Consider the following 20,470-nt stretch of genomic DNA (forward strand, 5'->3'; position numbering starts at 1 on the left):
CCCTGCCAGTCACAGTGGTAGACACGATGACGATCATGACTTCCAGAGCCGAGGTGCGTAGTCACCTGGCACGCGCCTATTGCCCCACTCGAATTCCTGCCGAAGATGGTGCTCGCGTCGCCGAGATCAAGCGGCTACTCCAGGAGCGGAATGCCGTGCTGGTGGCCCACTACTACACCGACGATGCGATCCAGCAACTGGCTGAAGAAACCGGCGGATGCGTTGCCGACTCCCTGGAGATGGCCCGCTTCGGTGCTCGCCATGACGCCAATACCCTGGTGGTGGCAGGCGTTCGTTTCATGGGCGAGACGGCCAAGATACTGTCCCCGGAAAAGCGCGTGCTGATGCCGACCCTGGAAGCGACCTGTTCACTGGACATCGGCTGTCCCGCCGACGCATTCAGTGCCTTCTGCGATGCTCACCCCGATCGCACGGTGGTGGTATACGCCAACACTTCGGCGGCGGTGAAGGCTCGCGCCGACTGGGTGGTGACGTCGTCGATCGCTGTGGACGTGATTGAACACCTACAGTCCCGTGGCGAGAAGATCCTGTGGGCACCGGACAAGCATCTGGGGGGCTATATCCAGAAGAAGACCGGCGCCGATATGCTGATGTGGGACGGTGCCTGTATCGTTCATGAAGAGTTCAAGGCCAAGGGGATCGAAGACCTCAAGGCCCTGTACCCCGAGGCCGCGGTGCTGGTGCACCCGGAATCGCCGGCGTCGGTGGTGGAGCTCGCCGATGTGGCGGGTTCCACGTCGCAGTTGATCAAGGCGGCCAAGGAGTTGCCCCACGACAAGCTGATCGTGGCCACTGATCGCGGCATCTTCTTCAAGATGCAGCAGATGGTGCCGGCCAAGACCCTGTTCGAGGCCCCCACCGCCGGCAGCGGTGCCACTTGCAAGAGTTGCGCGCACTGCCCGTGGATGGCGATGAACGCATTGGACAACCTGGCCGGTGCCCTGCGTGACGGCATGGGTGAGATCCACGTCGATGAAGGGCTGCGTCTCAAGGCGTTGAAGCCGCTGGAGCGAATGCTCAATTTCCAGCGCTGAGCGCCGCTGCGCATCGCGATTGCGCAACGGCTAGAACTTCTCCAGCGTTTCCCGATAACCGACGAAATCCTCGCGACGCTGTGCGATCCGACTGGCGGCGTTGGTGTCTCCGCTGCGCTCGGCCACCTGTTTCGCCACATCGAGCTGGTGTATGGCACGGTCGATGCTGCCGGTCAGTTGCATATGCTCGGCTCGGGCAAGGTGGCCCCACGCCTCGCGATCGCTGCGCCCGGCGGCTTCGGCGAGCAGGGTGAATACCTGAGGGTCCTCCGGGCGCCGGTCGGCCAGTTCACGCAGGATTCGATAGGACTCGTTGGGATCGCGCTGCAGCAATGCCTCACCCAGCACCCGCGTGGCTGGCATATGGCCGGGCATCAGCCGGAGCAGACGGCGGCTGCGTTCGATGGCATCGTCATAGCGGCCGGCGTCGAAGGCGACTTCCGCAGCGCTGACGGGTATCAGTGCCAGGTCGGGCAGTTCGCGTGCCAGGGCATCCAGGTTGCTCAGGGCAGCATCGGTGTCGCCTCTTTGCGCTTGGATGAGGGCGTCGAGGTAGCGGCTGGCCGTTTCGGGCGCTCCATCCTGCGCCATGCGTGTTGCAGCCTGCTGCGGGTCGCGCTGGTGAACGGTCAGCAGGGCCCTGGCCCGGATCAGGTGGTAGACAGGTTCGCCGTTGCGGGGTTCGGCGGGCCGAAGCTGCGCGGCACGGGATTCGGCGTCGCTGATTCGGGATTCGGTCAGGGGGTGAGTCAGCAGGAACTCCGGCGGGTTGCCGCCCTGTAGACTGGCCTGACGCTGCATGGCACGGAACATGCGTACCATGGCCTGAGGGTCGAAGCCGGCCTGGGACATGGCCTGCAGGCCGAGCCGGTCGGCTTCCTGCTCGAAGCGTCGTGAGTAAGCCAGTTGGTCCTGGATGAAGGCGGCCTGGGAACCCATGGCGGCCGCCATGCCCGCATCACCGCCACCGCTGGCGGCGATCAGCATGCCGGCCAGCATGGCGGCCATGACCGGGATCTGGGTCTGTTCGGCGCGAGCCTGACCCCGTGCATAATGGCGCTGGGAGAGATGGCCCAGTTCATGGGCCAGTACCGAGGCCACGGCGTCTTCTTCGTCGGCGAAGGCGAACAGCCCGGCATTGACGCCGATCACCCCGCCGGGAACGGCAAAGGCATTGAGCGTGCGGCTGTCTACCAGGGCCACCACGGTACGGGTATCGGTAAGGCCGCTGTGTGGCGTCAGCCTGGCCAGCAGGGACTCCATGTAATCCTGGACGATAGGATCTTGCCATTGCGGGGCCTTGGCCCGAAACTGGCGTAGCCAGGCGCGGCCGAGCCGGTACTCCTCACCGCTCATGGCCTGGTTGCTGCCGGTCAGGCTGGGCAGCCCATAGTCGTCCGTTGCGCTGGCAGGGGCGGGAAGGGCCAGCATCAGCACCGTGGCGCTGGCTATCAGGCAAGTTCGGGCGTTATGCAGCATGGCCATCCTCGGCATGAAGGAGCGGTCGAATCCTTATCCGACATTGATTCGGCCTGCAAAGTGCCTTTAAATTTCCAGGGTTTCGATGTGGCTTGCAACGGTAGCGCCATATCTTCTGCCGTCACCCTCTCCACATCCTTCAGCATTCTCCCGGGAGACACCATGGCTGTGCAACCAGATGACGTGCTCGATGCTTGCGGTCTGCCCTGTCCGCTGCCACTGCTCAAGGCCAAGCAGGCGCTGGCCAGGCTGGCCGTCGGCCAACTGCTCGAGGTCATGGCCACCGATGCCGGTTCCTGGCAGGATTTCCAGACGTTCGCCGATCAGAGTATCCATGAGCTGGTAGGCCGTGAGGAGCGGGACGAGGTCTTTCACTACTGGATTCGCAAGGGCGGGGAGCCTGTTACATGACACTTCGGCAGGTATTCAAGAGCTGGATCGACCACTATTTTTCCGACGAGGAGGCGGTGATCCTGCTGGTGGTGCTGGTACTGGGCTTTACCGCGCTGATCCTGTTCGGTCGTATGCTGGCTCCCTTTCTGACCGCCCTGGTCTTCGCATTCCTTCTGCAGGGTGGCGTCAATGCCCTGGTGCGACGAGGCATGCCGCACCTGTTGGCCGTCATTGTCATCTTCCTGGGCTTCCTGGGCGTGTTGCTGACGTTGGCTTTCATCCTGATGCCATTGATCTGGAACCAGTTGGTGGGGCTGGTGCAGGAGACACCCAGGATGTTTGCCAGTGGGCAGCAGCTCATCGACGATCTGCAGGAGCGCTACCCCCATCTGGTGACGCCGGATCAGGTGCAGGAGTGGATCGGCGTGGCGGGCCGCGAAATGACCCAGTTCGGACAGCGGGCTCTGACGCTTTCGCTGGCCTCCCTGGGCAACGTTCTGGCGCTGATCATCTATCTGGTGCTGGTACCGATCCTGGTCTTCTTCCTGCTCAAGGACCGGGAGCAACTGGTTGCCTTTACCCTTTCGCTGTTGCCCCAGAAGCGTATCCTGATGACGCGTATCTGGAATGAGATGGATGCCCAGATCGCCAATTATGTGCGTGGCAAGTTCATCGAAATCATCATCGTCGGAACCGTGGCGTTCTTCACCTTTGCCTTTTTCGGGCTGCCCTACTCGGCGCTGCTTGGCGTCGTGGTAGGCTTCTCGGTGCTGGTTCCCTACATAGGCGCGGCGGTAGCCACCCTGCCGGTTGCCGCCGTGGCGGGATTTCATTTCGGGCCGACGCATGACTTTCTCTACGTATTGATCGCCTATGGAGTCCTCCAGGCCCTGGACGGAAACGTCCTTGCTCCTGTTCTGTTCTCGGAAACGAACAACATCCACCCGGTGTCGATCATCGTGGCCGTCTTGTTCTTCGGCGGTATCTGGGGGTTCTGGGGCGTGTTTTTCGCCATCCCGTTGGCCACCCTGCTCAAGGCGCTGGTTTACGCCTGGCCGCGGGGTATCCACAAGCAGCATGATAAGAAGGCGGTGGAATCTCTCGGCGAGGAGTGATGGGGGGAATCCCTGTCTCGGGACAGTGCCGCCCGCCGTTGCGGGCGGCCGGTGGGTCAGCTCCCGGCGTACAGCGTCTGGGCGGCTGCGAGGACTTCCTCGGCATGCCCCTTGACCTTGACGCCTCGCCACTCTTGAGCCAGCTTGCCCTCGGTGTCGATCAGGAAGGTGCTGCGCTCGATGCCCAGATGCTCCTTGCCGTAGAGTTTCTTGAGTTTGATGACATCGAACAGGCGGCAGACGGCTTCGTCCTTGTCGGAGATGAGTTCGAAGTTGAAGCTCTGCTTGGCCTTGAAGTTTTCCTGGGCGCGGATGCCGTCTCGGGAGACACCGAGAATGACCGTGTTGGCCGCGTCGAAGGCCTCCTTGCGGTCGCGAAAGTCACCGCCTTCGGTAGTGCAGCCAGGTGTGCTGGCCTTGGGGTAGAAGTAGATCACTACTTGCCGCCCCTTGAGGTCGGAGAGCGTGATGGTCGAATCGCTGGTGGCAGCGGCGGTGAAGTCCGGTACGGGCTGACCGATGGCAAGCGTCATGGGGATTCCTGTCGTCTGGGATGGCCTTTTATGGAAAGCCTTCCGGGAAAAGTGTGCAAGGGCTAAGGTCCTGATTACACGAAACTCGGATGCGGCTGTCAAAGTCACCGGTGCGCGCCGCTGTACAGCCTTCGGCCGCCTGAGTACCATTTACCCTTTGGCATCGAGGGCCTGTCGACATTCGGCGCCCGAGAGCGGCATGAGCGGAGAGGAACGAAAGGATGATCACTGGCAGTATCGTCGCCCTGGCGACGCCGATGAAGGTCAATGGCGATATCGACTGGGAAGCGCTGCGCCGCCTGGTGGGCTTCCACCTCGACAATGGCACCGATGCCATCGTGGCGGCCGGCACCACTGGCGAACCGACCACCATGTCCTTTGCCGAGCACTTCGATGTGATCCGCGCCGTGGTGGAAGAGGTCAATGGGCGCATTCCCGTCATTGCCGGGACCGGTGCCAACGCGACATCGGAAGCCGTGGAGCTGGCTCGCTACGCCAGTGAGGTAGGGGCCGACTACTGTCTGTCGGTATGTCCCTACTACAACAAGCCGACGCAGGAGGGTTTGTTTCAGCACTTCAAGGCCGTGGCCGAAGGCAGCCGGCTGCCGGTGATCCTTTACAACGTACCGGGACGTACCTGTTCCGATCTCTACAACGAGACCGTGCTGCGCCTGGCCGAGGTCGACAATATCATTGGCCTCAAGGATGCTACCGGCAACCTGGAGCGGGCGGAGGAACTGATCGCGCGCCTAAAGGGTAGCGGGTTCATGCTCTATTCCGGCGATGACGCCACGGCCTGCGATTTCATGCTGATGGGCGGCCATGGGGACATATCCGTGACCGCCAACGTGACTCCCCGGGCCATGCATGAGCTGTGCACTGCAGCGGTGGCGGGGGATGCCGACAAGGCTCATCAGATCAATACGCGTCTGATGCCGCTGCACACCAACCTTGGCATCGAGTCCAACCCGATCCCTGTCAAGTGGGCTCTGCACCGCATGGGCCTGATGGAGCCGGGCATTCGCTTGCCCTTGACCTGGTTGTCAGAAAAGTACCACTCGACCGTGGGCGAAGCCCTGCAGCTGGCCGGAGTGATCGACGACTGATGAGTTCTGTCCGGTACCCGATAACCAGACTGCCCCGATAACACGATGCAAGGTGGATGCATGAATTCTGCGCTGAAATGGATGCCGCTGGTGGCGGTTATTGCCCTGGCGACCGCTGGCTGTGCCCGCGACGGCTTCTACGATGATCGCAACATCGACTATGTGGAGGCCCAGCGCAGCGAGCCCCTGGTCCTGCCGGAAAGCCGCAATGTTCAGCGCTACCGGGATGCCATGCCGGTACCCCAGGCCAGTGGGACACTGCGCTCCAGTGAGCGCTTCAGTGCGCCCAGCCCGGAGCGCCTGGCGACCGGCAGAACCGTAGAGCGTGATTTCGTCGAACGGCGCGAGATCGGTAGTGATCGTTGGCTGGTGGTGGGCGCAGATCCGGGTATGGTCTGGCCCCAGCTTCAGGATTTTGCCCGTGCTCGCGGCCTGCAGGTTCAGGCCAGCGATGATGCGCGAGGTGTGATGGAAACGACCCAGGGTCGACTGAGCGTGCGCCAGGGCCTGCGTGAGGGTGCCAGTGAGGTGCGGTGTGATCAGGCTGGACAGCCGCTAGCCACCTGCCTGGATGCATTGGAGCAGCATCTCGGTGCACGTACCGCCACGGCCAGTGCCACTTCCCTGGCGGGGCAGCAGATCTCCGGAGAGGAGCGCCTGCGCTTCGAGCAGCGTAGCGATGGCGAGTGGGTCGTTCATATCCCGCTGGATATCGACCGTGTCTGGGCCGAGCTGCACCATCAATTGGAAGCCGATTTCGCCGTGGAAGGGCAACGGGAACTGCTGGAGCAGAATCCTCAACGTCATGACTTCCTGGTGAGCTACATGACCGTCACCGAGCGCGGCCGTGGCTTCCTGCAGATCGTGCTCAGCTCTGACGTGCGCCAGACGCCGCAACAGATTCGACTGGTGCTGGAGTCTGAAGGAGCCGAACGGACGGTGTTGCGCGCCATCAACGAAAGCGAGCGGACGTTCACCGAGGCCGACGGCCGCGAGCTGCTGGAACGGGTGGCAGGCCTGCTGCGCTGATGAGCGTAGCGCTGCCAGCCGAGCCGTTGCCGGCCGCCTCCGCGGCCGGGCGGCTCTGTTTTGCCTCGTTGGGCAGTGGAAGCAAAGGCAATGGCACCCTGGTCAGTGACGGTGAAACCTGCGTCTTGGTCGACTGTGGCTTCGGCTTGCGCGAAGCCGAACGGCGGCTGGCCCGGCTGGGGGTCCACCCCCGTCAGTTGGATGCGATGCTGGTGACTCACGAACATGGCGACCATTTGCGCGGTGTGGGGCCACTGGCACGGCGACATGGCGTGCCGGTCCATCTGACCCCGGGCACCTGGTTTTCCGGTCGCCTGGGTGAGGTCCCCGGATTGCACTGGATCACCCCCCAGTCCCGCTTCGCTATCAAGAGTCTGGTCATCGACCCGGTCACGGTACCTCATGATGCCCGCGAGCCCGTTCAGTTTCGCTTCGAAACTCGCGGTTGCAGCCTCGGTGTGCTGACCGACCTTGGCCATCCAAGCGACCACGTGGCCGAAGCCTTCAGTGGCTGCGATGCGTTGATACTCGAATGCAACCACGACCCGCACCTGCTGCGGACGGGGCCCTATCCACCGAAGCTCAAGCGTCGGGTGGGAGGCAACTGGGGGCACCTGGCCAATGGGCAAGCGGCCGAATTGCTGGCCCGTCTGGGACTGGACCGCCTGCAGCGTATCGTCTGTTCGCACCTTTCCGAACACAACAACCGTGCTGAGCTGGCTCTCGAGGCCTTGACGCCACTGCTCGACGGTGATGCATCGCGCCTGATCGTTGCCGCACAGGATCACGGGCTGCACTGGCAGGCGATCAGCTGAATCGTCACTTACCATTGTCATGCGATTCCCTTTTCTGGAGACCTCCATGGAAAAGCGCCAAGAACTCTATGCCGGCAAGGCCAAATCGGTCTATGCCACCGACGACCCGGATCGCGTGGTCCTGCAATTCCGCGATGACACCAGTGCCTTCGACGGCGAGCGTATGGAGTCGCTGGCGCGGAAGGGCATGGTCAATAACCGATTCAATGCCTTCATCATGGGGAAGCTCGAGGCGGCGGGTATCCCGACCCACTTCGAGCAGTGTCTTTCTGACACAGAGAGTCTGGTCAAGACGCTGAAGATGATCCCGGTCGAGTGCGTGGTACGCAACATTGCCGCTGGCGGGCTGGTCAAGCGCCTCGGCGTGGAGGAGGGTCGCGAGCTTGTGCCTCCCACCTTCGAGCTGTTCCTCAAGAACGATGCGTTGCATGACCCGATGATCAACGAGTCGCTGGCCGAGACATTCGGCTGGGCCACGCCCGCGCAACTGGCCGAGATGAAGGTGCTGACATTCAAGGTCAACGACGTGCTCAAGCAGCTCTTCGCCGATGGCGGCCTGTTGCTGGTCGACTACAAACTGGAATTCGGTCTGTTCAACGGCAAGATCATGCTGGGTGATGAATTCTCGCCGGACGGTTGCCGCCTGTGGGATGCCAAGACACGCGAGAAACTCGACAAGGATCGCTTCCGACAAGGGCTGGGGGGGGTCATCGAGGCCTATGAGGAGGTTGGGCGTCGTATTGGCGTCGATTTTGGCTAAGTGCCAGAATGCATGCGACATGAAGGCGGCTTACGGGCCGCCTTCATACGTTTGAGAGCCATATTCTGCCCTGACAACCACCGCTTATCCTTTGGTCGCAATTCAGACTCTCGGGCAAATATTCCAACGGTAGGGTAAAACCCCATCCCGGCGGGCAAGGCCGAGCGCCGCACCGCTCCATAGACTCCTCTCCAGATGGCAACCGATTCCGACACGGCCATCGTGGAGAGATGAATGAACGCTTTCGAGCCAACCATGCGGGAGGGGCAGTCGGGCCAGATTGGCCGACGACAGCAGCGCGTCGAGGACGACGCCCTGCTGCGTGGTCATGGCTGCTATGCCGACGACCTGGCGGTGTCGCCGGGTACCTTGCATGCTGCCGTGCTGCGTTCTCCCCATGCCCACGCCCGGCTGGTCGGCCTGGACGTTTCTCCGGCGCTGGTCATGCCCGGCGTGCATGCCGTCCTCACCGGTGAGGATGTCCGGCGCTGGGCTCAGCCCTTTCCCGTCGGCGTGCGCCAACCCATGGAGCACTGGTGCCTCGCGGTCGACAAGGTGCGCTATGTCGGCGAACCGGTCGCCGTGGTAATGGCCGAGAGTCGTTATCTCGCCGAGGACGCCCTCGATGCCATTCGCGTCGACTACCAGATGCTGCCCGTCGCGGTGGATACCGAGGCGGCCATCGCTGCAGACGCCCCGTTGCTCCATGAGGGCGTCGGCAGCAACGTGGTCAGCGAACGTCACTTTCGCTATGGCGACCCCGAGCAGGCTTTCGACGAGGCCGTGCGTCGTGTCGCGCTCAAGGTGCGCGTGCCGCGTAGCTCCTGTACGCCGATGGAGTGCTATGTGGTCATCGCCGACTACGACGCCTCCAGCGATAGCTACGATGTACTCTCCAACTTTCAGGGGCCTTATGCGCTGCACTCGGTGATGGCTCGTGCACTCAAGGTGCCCGGCAACCGCCTGCGCCTGCGTACCCCACCGGACTCCGGTGGCAGCTTCGGCATCAAGCAGGGTGTGTTTCCCTATGTGGTGATGATGGGCCTGGCCGCACGCAAGGCCGGTGCTCCGGTCAAATGGGTGGAGGACCGTCTCGAACACCTGCAAGGTGCCTCTTCGGCCACCAATCGAGTGACCGAGATCGAAGCCGCGGTGACCCAGGATGGCCGTGTCACTGCTCTGCACTGGGACCAGGTCGACGACTGCGGGGCTTATCTGCGCGCTCCTGAGCCGGCCACCTTCTATCGCATGCACGGCAACCTCACCGGCGCCTACGCCATCGAGCATCTCTCCGTGCGCAACCGCGTCGCGCTGACCAACAAGACGCCCACGGGACTCAACCGTGGCTTCGGCGGCCCCCAGGTGTACTTCGCCCTCGAACGGCTGATGCAGCGCATCGCCGTGGAACTCGAGCTGGACCCGCTCGAGGTGATCCGCCGCAACCTGGTGCCGTCCGGGAGCTTCCCATACCGAGCTGCGGCCGGGGCGTTGCTCGACTCGGGCGATTATCCCGCCTCGGTGGAGCAGGGCGTTCGCGAAGGCGGCTTGGACGAGTTGCTGACGCGTCGTGAGGCGGCACGCCGCGAGGGGCGGCTCTATGGCGTCGGCTATACCGTGGCAGTGGAGCCGTCGATCTCCAACATGGGCTACATCACCACCGCCATGACGCCCGAGGAGCGGCGCAGGGCCGGCCCCAAGAACGGCGCGGTGAGCACCGCCACGATCAGCGTGGGGCCACTAGGCGACATCAGCGCTCATGTCTCTTCGACACCCCAGGGGCAGGGGCATCGCACCGTGGTGGCCCAGGTGATCGCCGAGGTGCTCGGGGTGCCGCTGGAGTCGATCAGCGTCAATGTCGAGCTCGATACCGGCAAGGACGCCTGGTCGATCGCCTCGGGCAATTACTCCAGTCGTTTCTCCGGCGCCGTGGCCGGGGCGGTCTATCAGGCGGCGGTGAAGGTGCGTGATCGCCTGGCCGGCATCGCCGCCGCCCAGTGGCAGGTGGAGGCCGCACGTATCCGCTTCGCCGAGGGGCAGGTGGGGGTGGTCGATAGCGAGTTGATGATGCCCTTTGGCCGACTGGCCGGCGCCACACACTGGGCGCCGGGCACCCTGCCCGACGAGGAGCCGGGTGGACTGCGCGAGACGGTCTTCTGGTCGCCGCCCCAGCTCGAGGCGCCGGATGATGACGATCGCATCAACAGCTCGCTCTGCTACGGCTTCATCTTCGACTACTGCGGCGTGGAGGTCGACCGCATCACCGGCAAGGTGAGACTCGACCGCTACGTCACCCTCCATGACGCCGGACGCCTGCTCAATCCGGACCTGGTCGACGGCCAGGTGCGCGGGGCCTTCGCCCAGGGACTCGGTGCGGCACTGATGGAGGAGTTTGCCTACGGCGACGATGGCAGCTTCCAGTCCGGCACCTTCGCCGACTACCTGGTACCGACCAGCGTCGAGGTGCCCGAGCCGCTGATCCTGCACAGGGAGACACCATCGCCGTTCACCCCGCTGGGTGCCAAGGGGGTCGGCGAGGGCAACAACATGAGCACCCCGGTGTGCATCGCCAATGCCGTGGCCGACGCGCTGGGCAGCGCGGACATCGAGTTGCCGCTGACGCCATCCAAGGTGCGCACGCTGATCGGCATCGAGGAGCCGCCGCGGCCCCAAGGAGTGGGTGAGGATAGGGCGGCTCCCGCCGCCGGTGGCGGCTCGCGGCTCACCGCCAGCGACTCGGTGACGCTGCCGGGCGGCCCTCAGGCGGTCTTCGACACCCTGCTCGATCCCGAGACCCTGCAGGCGATCATTCCTGGCTGCCATGCCCTGGAACTCACCGGCGACAACGCCTATCGCGCCGACGTCACCGTCGGTGTTGGGATGATCCGAGCGCGCTTCGATGCCCGGGTGGCGCTCTCCGATCTCGACCCACCGCACGCTCTGCGGCTCTCCGGGGCCGGCTCCAGCGCCATGGGCTCGGCGGAGGGCAGTGCGCGGATTCGGCTGACCGGGATCGAGGGCGGCCAGACGCGACTCGACTACGACTACGACGCCGCCGTGGGCGGCAAGGTCGCCTCGGTGGGCGGGCGCATGCTGCAAAGCGCCTCGCGGATGATCATCGGCCAGATCTTCGCGCGCCTGGCCCAGCGCATGGGCGGCGCCGCACCACGGCTGTCGCCGTGGCGCCGCCTCAAGGCCCTGTTCACTGGCCGGGGAGGTCGCTCATGAAGCCCGCTGCTTTCGATTACTGGCGCCCCGCGAGCCGTCGCGAGGCCTGCGAGCTGCTGTATGAGGGGGGAGACGACGCTCGGCTGATCGCCGGGGGCCAGTCGCTGATGGCGGTGCTCAACATGCGTCTGGCCCAGCCCAAGCGGCTGATCGATATCGCGGGTATCGAGGACCTGCACTATATCGAGCGCCGCGATGACCATCTGGCGGTGGGTGCCGGGGTGACCCAGGCCGAGCTGCTCGACTACCCCGGTCTCGCCGAGGCGGTCCCGTTGCTGACCCAGGCGATGCCCTGGATCGGCCACTGGCAGACCCGTAACCGAGGCACGGTGTGCGGTTCGATCGCCCATGCCGACCCTAGCGCCGAGTTGCCGCTGTGCCTGACCGCCCTGGGAGGCGAAGTGGTGCTCGAGAATCGGCGTGGCAAGTCGCGCCGAGTGGTGGCCCATGACTTCTTCCAGGGCGTACTGACCACCGACCGCCACCCCGACGAGCTGATCACCGAGGTGCGTTTTCCCTTGGCGAGGGCGGATGCGGCGTACCGCTTCGTTGAAGTGGCCATGCGCCACGGCGACTTCGCGATTGTCGCGCTGGCGGCGGTGATCGACGGCGATCGAGTCATCCTCGGCGTGGGCGGCGTCGCCGACCGCCCAGTGAGCCGCGAGCTCGACCGCCACGCCGACCCGAGCGAGGCCCTCAACGCCTTTGCCTGGTCCCTGGGCGCCGAGGACGATGCCCATGCCTCGGCGGCCTATCGCCGCCAGTTGATTCGTGAGCTCGGCCGGCAGTTGATCGCCGGCGGGCCAAGTGACGAGGAAACCGTTCATGCACGCCAGGGCTGACCAGCGCATTCGCGTGACCCTGACCCTCAATGGCCGCGAGCGCAGCGGCTATGCCGAGCCCCGTACCCAGCTGTGTGACTTTCTGCGCCATGAGCTGGGGGCCACCGGCACGCATGTGGGCTGCGAGCACGGCGTGTGCGGGGCCTGCACGGTGCGCGTCGACGATCGCGCCAGCCGCAGTTGTCTGATGCTCGCGGTACAGGCCGAGGGGCGGCGGATAGATACCGTCGAGTCGCTGGCAGGAGAGGAGGGCCTTTCCGATCTGCAACAGGCTTTCCGGCGCCATCACGCCCTGCAGTGCGGCTTCTGTACCGCAGGAATCCTGATGTCCTGCGAAGAGTTTCTAGGTCGTGTCACCGATCCCGGCGAGGCCCAGGTGCGCGACATGCTGTCGGGGCATCTGTGCCGCTGCACCGGTTACACCGGCATGGTCCGGGCGGTGCTCGACGTGGCCCGGGCGCGTCGCGAGGTGCCCCGGACCGATAGTGAACAGGAGAATAACGATGTTTGACCTTGGACGCAGTTTTCTCGCCGCGGTGGAGCGTCGCCCTCGGGCGGTTGCCATTTCCGATGGCCAGCTACGCAAGACCTATGCCGAATGGTTCGCCGATATCCAGAGCGTGGCCAGGAGCCTCGAAGCGATGGGCCTGGCCAAGGGGGATCGCCTGCTGGTGGTGATGCAGAACCGCTGGCAGATGGCGACCCTGCACTGGGCCTGCCAATTCGCAGGGGTCGTGGTCACCCCTCTCAACTGGCGATCCACGGCCCGGGAACTGAGTTACTGCATCGAGGATGCCGAGGTCAAGGCTCTCGCCTATGACGCTTCGGTGGCCGAAGCGGTGAACGGCTGTCCCGAGGCGCAGCGGCTGCCGCGCATCACCGCCGGAGGGGGCGAGGACATCGGTGCCCATGACTTCGATGCCCTGCTCGGCATGGACGGTGAGCTGGTGCTGCGCGCCGGTGCCGAGGATGTCTCGCTGATGCTCTACACCTCGGGTACCAGCGGCAAGCCCAAGGGCGTGCCACGCCGGCATCGCGCCGAGCGCGCCGCAGCGCTGGCCCATGTGGCCCAGAACCTCTATCGCCACGACGAGTGCACCCTCGGCGTGATGCCGCTCTATCACACCATGGGCGTACGCTCGCTGCTGTCGATGGCGCTGGTCGACGGCCACTTCGTCTGTGTGCCGAAGTTCGATCCTGCGTCTACTCTCGAGGCCATTGCGCGTGAGGGCGTGACCAATCTCTACCTGGTGCCGACCCTTTACCACATGCTCATCGAGCACCCCGGGTTCTCGTCGTCAAAGGTAGCCAGCGTCGACAAGCTGGGCTTCGCCGGCGCGCCGATGAGTGCCGGGCTGATGGCGCGCGTTCAGCAGGCCTTCCAGCCCAGCCTGTTCGTCAACCACTACGGCAGCTCCGAGATCTATACCTTCACCATCGACCAGCGGGCCAGCGACAAGCCGGGCTCGTCGGGTCGGCCGTCGCTCAACCAGCGCATCCGGGTGGTCAGGGTGGGAGCCGAGTCGCCTGACGAGATCCTGGGCGAGGGGGAAGAGGGGGAGATCATCGCCGACATGGCCGGCGACGAGGCCTTTCAGGGTTATTGGCACCGCCCCGATGCCGATCGCAAGGCGTTCAAGGAGGGCTGGTACTTCACCAGCGACACCGGCTACTTCGACGCCGACGGCGACCTGTTCGTCACCGGCCGGGTCGATGACCTGATCATCACCGGCGGTGAGAACGTCAGCCCGGTGGAGATCGAGAATGTGCTCTCTGTGCACCCCCAGGTGGCAGAGGTGGTGGTGGTGGGGTTGCCTGACGAGCAGTGGGGCGAGGTGGTCACCGCCTTCGTCAAGGCTCGACAGGCCATCGACGAGGGCGAACTCGACCGGCACTGCGTGGATTCAGGCCTGGCCCGTTTCAAACGCCCGCGACGCTACGTCTTCGTCGACGAGATTCCCAAGTCCCCCGTGGGAAAAATCCTGCGTCGCGTGCTGCGCGAACAGGACACCCCCAGCGCACAACCCCTCTGACTTGCAAACCGACAAGGAACCAAGACATGACTACCAGCGACGTGAACACCGTTCTTGCCAGTGACTTCGACGGCTTCAGGGTCCAGGTCGATGCTGAGGCCGAGCGCGCCGACATCATCCTCGGTCGTCCACCGCTCAACGTGATCTCGATGCCCCAGCGCGACGAGCTGCGCCGCGTGTTCGAGGCGCTGGACGCCCATGACGGCGTGCGTGTGATCGTACTACGCGCCGAAGGAGAACACTTCTCCAGTGGTGGCGACATCAAGGGGTTCCTCGAGGCCTCACCAGAACATGTCTCGAAACTGGCCGACAACGTGGCCGCCCCGGCGCGCTGCTCGAAGCCGGTGATCGCCGCCAACCGTGGCTACACCTTCGGCGTCGGCTTCGAGCTGTCGCTGGCCTGTGATTTCCGCATCGCCTCCGAAACGACTCTCTATGCCCTGCCGGAGCAGAAGCTGGGGCAGATCCCGGGTTCTGGTGGTTCGGCCCGCCTGCAGAAGATCATCGGTATCGCCCGGACCAAGCACATGGTGATGCGCGCCAAGCGCATCGGCGGTGCCCAGGCACTGGCGTGGGGTATCGCCACCGAGTGCGTGCCCGACGCCGAACTGGGGAGTGCCACCGACGCCCTGGTGGAGGAGCTGCGAGGCTTCTCGCCGCTTGCTCAGCGCACCGCCAAGCGACTGATCAACGACAACGAGGACGCCCCGCTGTCGGTGGCCATCGAGATGGAAGGACACTGCTACAGCCGGCTGCGCGCCTCCAGCGACTTCCGCGAGGGTGTCGAGGCCTTCCATGCAAAGCGCCGGGCCGTCTTCACAGGTAAATGACCGGTATTCCATGACATAACAACAACGCCAGGAGAATCCCATGCAAGCACACGACAACAATGGAGCAAGCCCCGTGCCAGCGGTTTCGATGGATAGCCGTCGACCGCTGCTCAAGGACCTGGCTCGGGTCTTTACCCTCAAGTCGATCAGTGCAGGCACCGTCGCGGCGCTGTTCGGTTGCTCGGGACCGGCGCTGATCGTGATCAGTGCCGCCGATGCCGGCAACCTGAGCAATGGCCAGACCGTGGCCTGGCTGTTCGCCATCTATTTCCTGGGTGGCCTGATCAGCCTGACCATGGCCTTGCGCTATCGTCAGCCGATCACCGGCGCCTACTCGATTCCCGGGGCGGCAATCCTGATCACCGCCCTGGCGACGATTCCCTTCACCGAGGCGGTTGGCGCCTTCATCATGAGCGGGGCGATCGTGCTGGCGCTGGGCGTCAGCGGGGTGGTCGGGCGCCTCATGCGCTGGCTGCCGATGCCGATCGTCATGGCGATGATCGCCGGCGCCTTGATCCGCTTCGGCATCGGCGCGGTGAATGCGGTAGGGGCCGCACCCTGGATTGCCGGAACGGCGGTGGTGGCTTTCTTCCTCAGCTCGCGCTTCATCAAGGCAGTACCACCGGTGCTGGTGGCGGCGGTGGTCGGCCTCGGTGTCGCACTGGCGATGGGAGCCGTACAACCCGCCGACGTGGATATCGCCTTCGTCGCACCGGAGTTCACCGCGCCGAGCTTCACCCTGGGTGCCTTCCTGGCCATCTCCGTGCCGCTGGCGGCACTGGTGATCGGGGCCGAGAATGCCCAGGCCACCGGAGTGCTGCTGGCCGAGGAGTATCGTCCTCCGGTCAATGCCATGACCATCATCAGCGGTGCCGGTGGCATGCTTGCCGGTCTCCTCGGCGGCCATAACGCCAACATCGCCGGACCGATGACTGCCATCTGCTCCTCCGAGCAGGCCGGTGACGACAGGAGCACCCGCTATGGTGCCACCCTGGTGAACGGCGTGCTGTTCTGTGCCTTCGGCCTGTTTGCCGGTGCGGCAGTGCCCTTCATCCTGGCGTTGCCCGGCGCGCTGATCGGAAGCGTGGCCGGTCTGGCGATGATCGGCGTGCTGCTGGCGGCCTTCCAGCATGCCTTTTCCCGGCATCGTGGTCATCAGATCGGTGCCTTCGTGGCCTTGGTGGTGGCGATGAGCAATATTAGTCTGTTGGGTATCAGCTCGCCGTTCTGGGCGCTGGTCTGCGGTATTGCCATCTCCCTGCTGCTGGGCGAGAAGACGCTCGATCCCGAGGCAGAGAAGACCCAGGTCGCGGACTGAGCGCGGCGGAGCAGGAGCAGCGTGCGATGCACGACCTCGATATCCAAGTGATAACCCAGGCGCTGGCCTGGGCTCATGAGGGCCACTCGACCTGGCTGTGCACGGTGCTTTCGACCCATGGGTCGTCGCCTCGGGCGCCGGGTGCGATGCTCGTCGCGCGGCGCGGTGGGCACCATGTCGGCTCGCTGTCCGGTGGTTGCGTCGAGGAGGCTTTCCTCGAGCGGCTCGACGCTGGGGGGTTCGAGCGACCGGTGACGATTCGCCGCTATGGCGAGAGCCAGGAAGAGCGCCAGCGATTCGCCCTGCCGTGTGGTGGTGTGCTCGAGGTATTGATCGAGCACCGTTCACCTGATGCCCCCTGGGTGGCGCATCTCGAGATGCTGCAGCTGGCCTTGCTGGGGCAGCGCCGCTTGAAGCGTCGGGTCGATGTCGAATCCGGTGCCTTTCGGGCTTGCTATGATAACGTTGCCGAGGGGCCATGCGTGGTGCGCCGGCCCGCGTCCGCCGACATACGCATCGGCCCCGTGCTGCGCTTGCTGCTGGCCGGTCTCTCGCCGGTAGCCGAGGCCTGCGCCCACTTCGCCCAGGCATTGGGCCACGAGGTGATCGTCTGTGACCCTCGTCCTGAAGCGCGTGAAGGGTTCAGTGCGGAAGGAGTAACGGTGGTGCCACAGTTGCCGTCGACCTTCATCGCTGCCGGGGGCTGCCATGCGGCAACCGCGGTGGTGGCCTTGACCCACGATCCGCGCATCGATGACCTGGCCATGATCGAGGCGGTGCGTACCGAGGCCTTCTATATCGGCGTGATGGGCTCGCGTCGGACCTCGGATGCCCGCGCCACACGACTGCTGCGTTCCGGAGGGCTAACCCAGGTGGATATCGATCGTATTCATATGCCGATTGGCCTCGATATCGGCAGCAAGGCCCCCGCTGAAATTGCTTTGGCCGTGGTAGCGGATATCGTGCGGGTCTACCATGGGAAAGCTCGCGATGCCCTCTGACTCCGTCGCTGCCCTTGTATTGGCGGCCGGTCGGGCGCGCCGCTTCGGCAACGACAAGCGGTGCGCCAGCCTGCCAGCCCGGGGGATGTTGCTGGCCGCTACGCTGGCAACTCTCAGGCCACATTTCGGTGAGATCCGGGTAGTGCTGGGTATCGAGGACGACCCCGCCCATCTGGGTATTGCCAAGGATATCGGCACTATTGTTGCTGTTGCCGAGACGGCAGAGCAGGGCATGGGGGCCAGCCTCGCGGCCGGCATTCACGCGCTGAGGGCCGAAAGCCAGGCCCTTGCGGTGGCGGTGATGCTGGGGGATATGCCTTGGGTCAGCAGGGAGAGCTTCGCTCTGCTGTGTACCCAGGCGAGCGATCGGGCGATCGTGCGGCCCTTCTATCGGGGGCAGGGTGGACACCCGGTGCTGTTCGGACGGTGTTTCTGGGGCTCGCTCGAGCAACTGACCGGCGACGAGGGAGCCCGCAGTGTGGTGTGTCGGCATCGTGATGCCTGTATCGAGGTCGAGGTTCAGGACCCGGGCGTCGTGCAGGATGTGGACCGGCCAGCAGATCTGGACTGGGCAGGGGGTAGCGGCCGCTGAGCGACTTGCCATGCGACTTTGGTCTGCCTATGGCCGACGCGCGAGAAAGAGATGGTACGCTGATTTGCCGATGCCCTTACACTTCCACTGACGAGGACGTCATGTCGAGTGCCCACCGCATCTTGCATGGCGGGTTTGGACGCGTTGCCCTGCTGGACATGGATGAGTCGCTGGTGCCCCACGCCCATTCCGAATGCCATGTTTTGCTCAAGGTTTCTGGGGAGGATACTTACTTCTCGGTGCGCAATCGCCGGCTGCCGCTGACCGACAGGACGGCGGTGCTCGTTAATGCCTGGGAGCCTCACTTCTACGATCACCAGAGCGGTGCCGCCGACACACTGATCCTGGCGCTCTACATCGAGCCGAGCTGGCTATCGGCCTTGCAGCGCGGACTGGCGCTCAGCGGCCGGCCCGACTTCTTCTCCAGCCCCTGCATCGAACTGACGTCCCGGATACGGCATCATGCCGATCTGTTGATCGACGCCATGTTCTCCTTCGGGTTGGTACCTCAGGACAGGCTGGAAGAGTTGCTCTTTGATTTGCTGATCGGGATCACCGAGAAGCATTCCGACTGGCGTCATCTGGCCAGGTTGCGGGTTGGCGTTGCCAGCGACTTCTACGATGCTCGTATTCGCCGGGCGAGCCAATTCATTCTCGACTATCCACAGGGTGAACTGGACATGGAAGGCATCGCGCGCCAGTGCGGTCTTTCACGAGCGCACTTCTTCTCGCTGTTCAAGAAGAACACCGGCATGACGCCGCAGATGCTCGCCAATATCGGCAAGATGCAGATGGCGTTCCGCTGCTTGTCCGAGAGTCGTTCCGGCACCTTGGGTAACCTGTCTGAGTCCCTGGGTTTCTCCGAGCAGGGCCACTTCACGCGCTTCTTCCGACGCCATATCGGGGCCTCGCCCAGCCAGTATCAGAAGGTGATCGACAGCTACACACCCTCCAACTGAGGAAGGTCTGCTGATGACCTGGATCATGCTCTCAGGCGACGTCCACCACCGCCACGACCTGAATTCGAACCCGCTCACCTGTTGCTTCAGCGCGAAAGCGAACATCGACGTCGCGTAGCCGCACCCCGTAGATCCGTTCCTCGGCGCCGTTGCGGTAGGCCGGGCGCGGGTCCTGGGCCAGCACCTGGGTGATCAGCTCGCGCAGCGAGGCGCCATCGGAGCGTGCCGCCAGGGCGGTCTCCGCCTCGGCTGAGTAGCCTACCGGCAATTGGGGCGGTGCCTCCGGGGCGAAGCCGGCACTGGCCTCGGGGCGAGCCTCCACCCAGGGCAGGTAGGGCTTGATATCGAGTACCGGGGTGCCGCTGACCAGGTCGCAGCCACGCAGGTCAAGACGCACCCCGCCGCGGGTATCGATACCGGCCAGCTCCACCAGCGACAGCCCCAGACGGTTGGGGCGGTGGGTGCTGCGGCTGGCGAAGACCCCGATCTTGGCATTGCCACCCAGGCGCGGCGGGCGTACCAGGGGTGTCCAGCGCTCCGTGTCGTGCTCGGGACTGAGGTGGAAGACGAAGGTCAACCAAAGATGGCTGAAGGCCTCCAGGCCCCTGACCGACAGCGGATCGGAGAAGGGTGGGGCGAGTATCAGTGTGGCGCATGCCGCCGACGCCAGGCCGGGCTGACGGGGGACGCCGAACTTGTCCGGGTAGTCGCTCTCGATATGGCCGATGGCCTGCATCGAGAAGGGAGGTGTCGTCTGGGAGGGAATCATGCAGCGATTATGCCCGCCATTGGCGGGAACGGCGAGCTTGTGTAACCTTCGGGCCGGGGCTTTACTCTCAGGGCAGCAGGGGGATTCGATGACGATGAACGAAGTGTCTGCAGCAGGCCGAACTCCGCGGATCGTCTATCGCCAGGCGAAGGCGCGCGATGGTGCCGATCAGGCCGAAGTCTTCCATCATGCCATCATGCAGGGGGCGGCCTCACACTACAGCGTGGCGGAGCGCCGGGCCTGGGCGAATTCGCTTCCCCGGGAAGCCACCGCCTGGGTGGCCCGCCAGGCGCTCTATACCACGCTGGTGGCGGCCTGCGACGGCCGCTGCGTGGGCTTTCTGGAGCTGGACATTCCCCGATCCCGTATCGAGACGCTCTATGTCTGGCCATCGTTGGCGCGGCGCGGCATCGGAACGACCCTGCTGATTCACGCCGAACGCTTGTTGCTGGAGCATGGCCACGAACGGGTGACCATCGAGTCCAGCCTGGTATTGGTAGATGGCCTGGTTCGACGCAATTGGCGCGAACTGGGCGAGCAATGGGTGTCCCGCGACGGTGAACGGCTGTGGCGAAGGCAATTGGAAAAGCGTCTTTCCGCTATCGAGACCTGAGCC

Annotated in this window: 20 protein-coding genes; 17 read left to right on the top strand and 3 right to left on the bottom strand. The window is 64.4% G+C overall.

Annotated features, from left to right (window positions below):
- Positions 1 to 26 precede the first annotated feature (26 nt).
- Entirely contained in the window at positions 27 to 1,055 is a 1,029-nt protein-coding gene (nadA, locus tag C1H69_RS05950; protein ID WP_102652482.1) for a quinolinate synthase NadA, read from the top strand.
- A 30-nt stretch (positions 1,056 to 1,085) separates the two neighbouring features.
- Here the strand turns inward: nadA and C1H69_RS05955 are convergent, their stop codons facing one another.
- Complete coding sequence (locus C1H69_RS05955) at positions 1,086 to 2,534, bottom strand: M48 family metalloprotease (protein ID WP_102652616.1); 1,449 nt, start codon at positions 2,532 to 2,534, stop codon at positions 1,086 to 1,088.
- 162 nt (positions 2,535 to 2,696) lie between these two features.
- On the opposite strand from C1H69_RS05955, the gene C1H69_RS05960 reads away from it, so the two are divergent.
- Both C1H69_RS05960 and C1H69_RS05965 read left to right on the top strand, forming a co-directional pair.
- Complete coding sequence (locus C1H69_RS05960; protein WP_102652483.1) at positions 2,697 to 2,945, top strand: sulfurtransferase TusA family protein; 249 nt, start codon at positions 2,697 to 2,699, stop codon at positions 2,943 to 2,945.
- Positions 2,942 to 4,042 carry an AI-2E family transporter gene (locus tag C1H69_RS05965; protein WP_102652484.1) on the top strand — a complete coding sequence of 367 codons (1,101 nt, stop codon included), beginning with the start codon at positions 2,942 to 2,944 and terminating at the stop codon, positions 4,040 to 4,042. Before C1H69_RS05960 ends, C1H69_RS05965 begins: the two co-directional genes overlap by 4 nt.
- Before the next feature lie 56 nt (positions 4,043 to 4,098).
- On the opposite strand, the gene C1H69_RS05970 is transcribed toward C1H69_RS05965, so the two are convergent.
- Positions 4,099 to 4,575 (bottom strand): peroxiredoxin, encoded by a 477-nt coding sequence (locus C1H69_RS05970; RefSeq protein WP_102652485.1) that lies wholly within the window; start codon positions 4,573 to 4,575, stop codon positions 4,099 to 4,101.
- A gap of 221 nt (positions 4,576 to 4,796) precedes the next feature.
- On the opposite strand from C1H69_RS05970, the gene dapA reads away from it, so the two are divergent.
- From dapA to C1H69_RS06035, 13 genes are all read left to right on the top strand, one after another.
- Positions 4,797 to 5,681, top strand: a complete 885-nt coding sequence (gene dapA / locus C1H69_RS05975) for a 4-hydroxy-tetrahydrodipicolinate synthase (RefSeq protein ID WP_102652486.1) — start codon at positions 4,797 to 4,799, stop codon at positions 5,679 to 5,681.
- Between the two features lie 60 nt (positions 5,682 to 5,741).
- A complete protein-coding gene (locus C1H69_RS05980) occupies positions 5,742 to 6,710 on the top strand; it encodes a lipoprotein, NlpB (RefSeq protein ID WP_240609831.1) in 969 nt (322 codons plus the stop codon).
- Complete coding sequence (locus C1H69_RS05985; RefSeq protein WP_102652487.1) at positions 6,710 to 7,525, top strand: MBL fold metallo-hydrolase; 816 nt, start codon at positions 6,710 to 6,712, stop codon at positions 7,523 to 7,525. Before C1H69_RS05980 ends, C1H69_RS05985 begins: the two co-directional genes overlap by 1 nt.
- A gap of 46 nt (positions 7,526 to 7,571) precedes the next feature.
- Positions 7,572 to 8,285, top strand: coding sequence for a phosphoribosylaminoimidazolesuccinocarboxamide synthase (gene purC, locus C1H69_RS05990; RefSeq protein WP_102652488.1), 714 nt, complete (start codon positions 7,572 to 7,574; stop codon positions 8,283 to 8,285).
- Positions 8,286 to 8,519: 234 nt separating this feature from the next.
- Positions 8,520 to 11,510, top strand: coding sequence for a xanthine dehydrogenase family protein molybdopterin-binding subunit (locus tag C1H69_RS05995; RefSeq protein ID WP_102652489.1), 2,991 nt, complete (start codon positions 8,520 to 8,522; stop codon positions 11,508 to 11,510).
- On the top strand, positions 11,507 to 12,352 hold the full coding sequence (locus C1H69_RS06000) for an FAD binding domain-containing protein (RefSeq protein WP_102652490.1): 846 nt from the start codon (positions 11,507 to 11,509) through the stop codon (positions 12,350 to 12,352). The genes C1H69_RS05995 and C1H69_RS06000 overlap by 4 nt, the downstream gene beginning before the upstream one ends.
- Positions 12,336 to 12,863 (top strand): (2Fe-2S)-binding protein, encoded by a 528-nt coding sequence (locus tag C1H69_RS06005; protein ID WP_102652491.1) that lies wholly within the window; start codon positions 12,336 to 12,338, stop codon positions 12,861 to 12,863. Before C1H69_RS06000 ends, C1H69_RS06005 begins: the two co-directional genes overlap by 17 nt.
- Positions 12,856 to 14,385, top strand: coding sequence for an AMP-binding protein (locus C1H69_RS06010; RefSeq protein WP_102652492.1), 1,530 nt, complete (start codon positions 12,856 to 12,858; stop codon positions 14,383 to 14,385). The genes C1H69_RS06005 and C1H69_RS06010 overlap by 8 nt, the downstream gene beginning before the upstream one ends.
- A gap of 26 nt (positions 14,386 to 14,411) precedes the next feature.
- Complete coding sequence (locus C1H69_RS06015) at positions 14,412 to 15,215, top strand: enoyl-CoA hydratase/isomerase family protein (protein WP_102652493.1); 804 nt, start codon at positions 14,412 to 14,414, stop codon at positions 15,213 to 15,215.
- 40 nt (positions 15,216 to 15,255) lie between these two features.
- Positions 15,256 to 16,533, top strand: coding sequence for a benzoate/H(+) symporter BenE family transporter (locus C1H69_RS06020; RefSeq protein WP_102652494.1), 1,278 nt, complete (start codon positions 15,256 to 15,258; stop codon positions 16,531 to 16,533).
- A gap of 26 nt (positions 16,534 to 16,559) precedes the next feature.
- A complete protein-coding gene (locus tag C1H69_RS06025; RefSeq protein WP_102652495.1) occupies positions 16,560 to 17,534 on the top strand; it encodes an XdhC family protein in 975 nt (324 codons plus the stop codon).
- Positions 17,524 to 18,126, top strand: coding sequence for a nucleotidyltransferase family protein (locus tag C1H69_RS06030; protein ID WP_102652496.1), 603 nt, complete (start codon positions 17,524 to 17,526; stop codon positions 18,124 to 18,126). Before C1H69_RS06025 ends, C1H69_RS06030 begins: the two co-directional genes overlap by 11 nt.
- A 101-nt stretch (positions 18,127 to 18,227) precedes the next feature.
- The gene (locus tag C1H69_RS06035) at positions 18,228 to 19,085 is read left to right on the top strand and encodes a helix-turn-helix transcriptional regulator (protein ID WP_102652497.1); all 858 of its coding nucleotides are present in this window, start codon (positions 18,228 to 18,230) and stop codon (positions 19,083 to 19,085) included.
- Between the two features lie 31 nt (positions 19,086 to 19,116).
- Here C1H69_RS06035 and tsaA read toward each other — a convergent pair whose 3' ends face one another.
- Entirely contained in the window at positions 19,117 to 19,854 is a 738-nt protein-coding gene (tsaA, locus tag C1H69_RS06040) for a tRNA (N6-threonylcarbamoyladenosine(37)-N6)-methyltransferase TrmO (RefSeq protein ID WP_240609833.1), read from the bottom strand.
- An 88-nt stretch (positions 19,855 to 19,942) separates the two neighbouring features.
- On the opposite strand from tsaA, the gene C1H69_RS06045 reads away from it, so the two are divergent.
- Positions 19,943 to 20,467, top strand: a complete 525-nt coding sequence (locus C1H69_RS06045; protein ID WP_102652499.1) for a GNAT family N-acetyltransferase — start codon at positions 19,943 to 19,945, stop codon at positions 20,465 to 20,467.
- Positions 20,468 to 20,470: the final 3 nt, after the last annotated feature.

It is taken from the genome of Billgrantia endophytica, assembly GCF_002879615.1.
Taxonomy (GTDB): Bacteria; Pseudomonadota; Gammaproteobacteria; order Pseudomonadales; family Halomonadaceae; genus Halomonas; species Halomonas endophytica.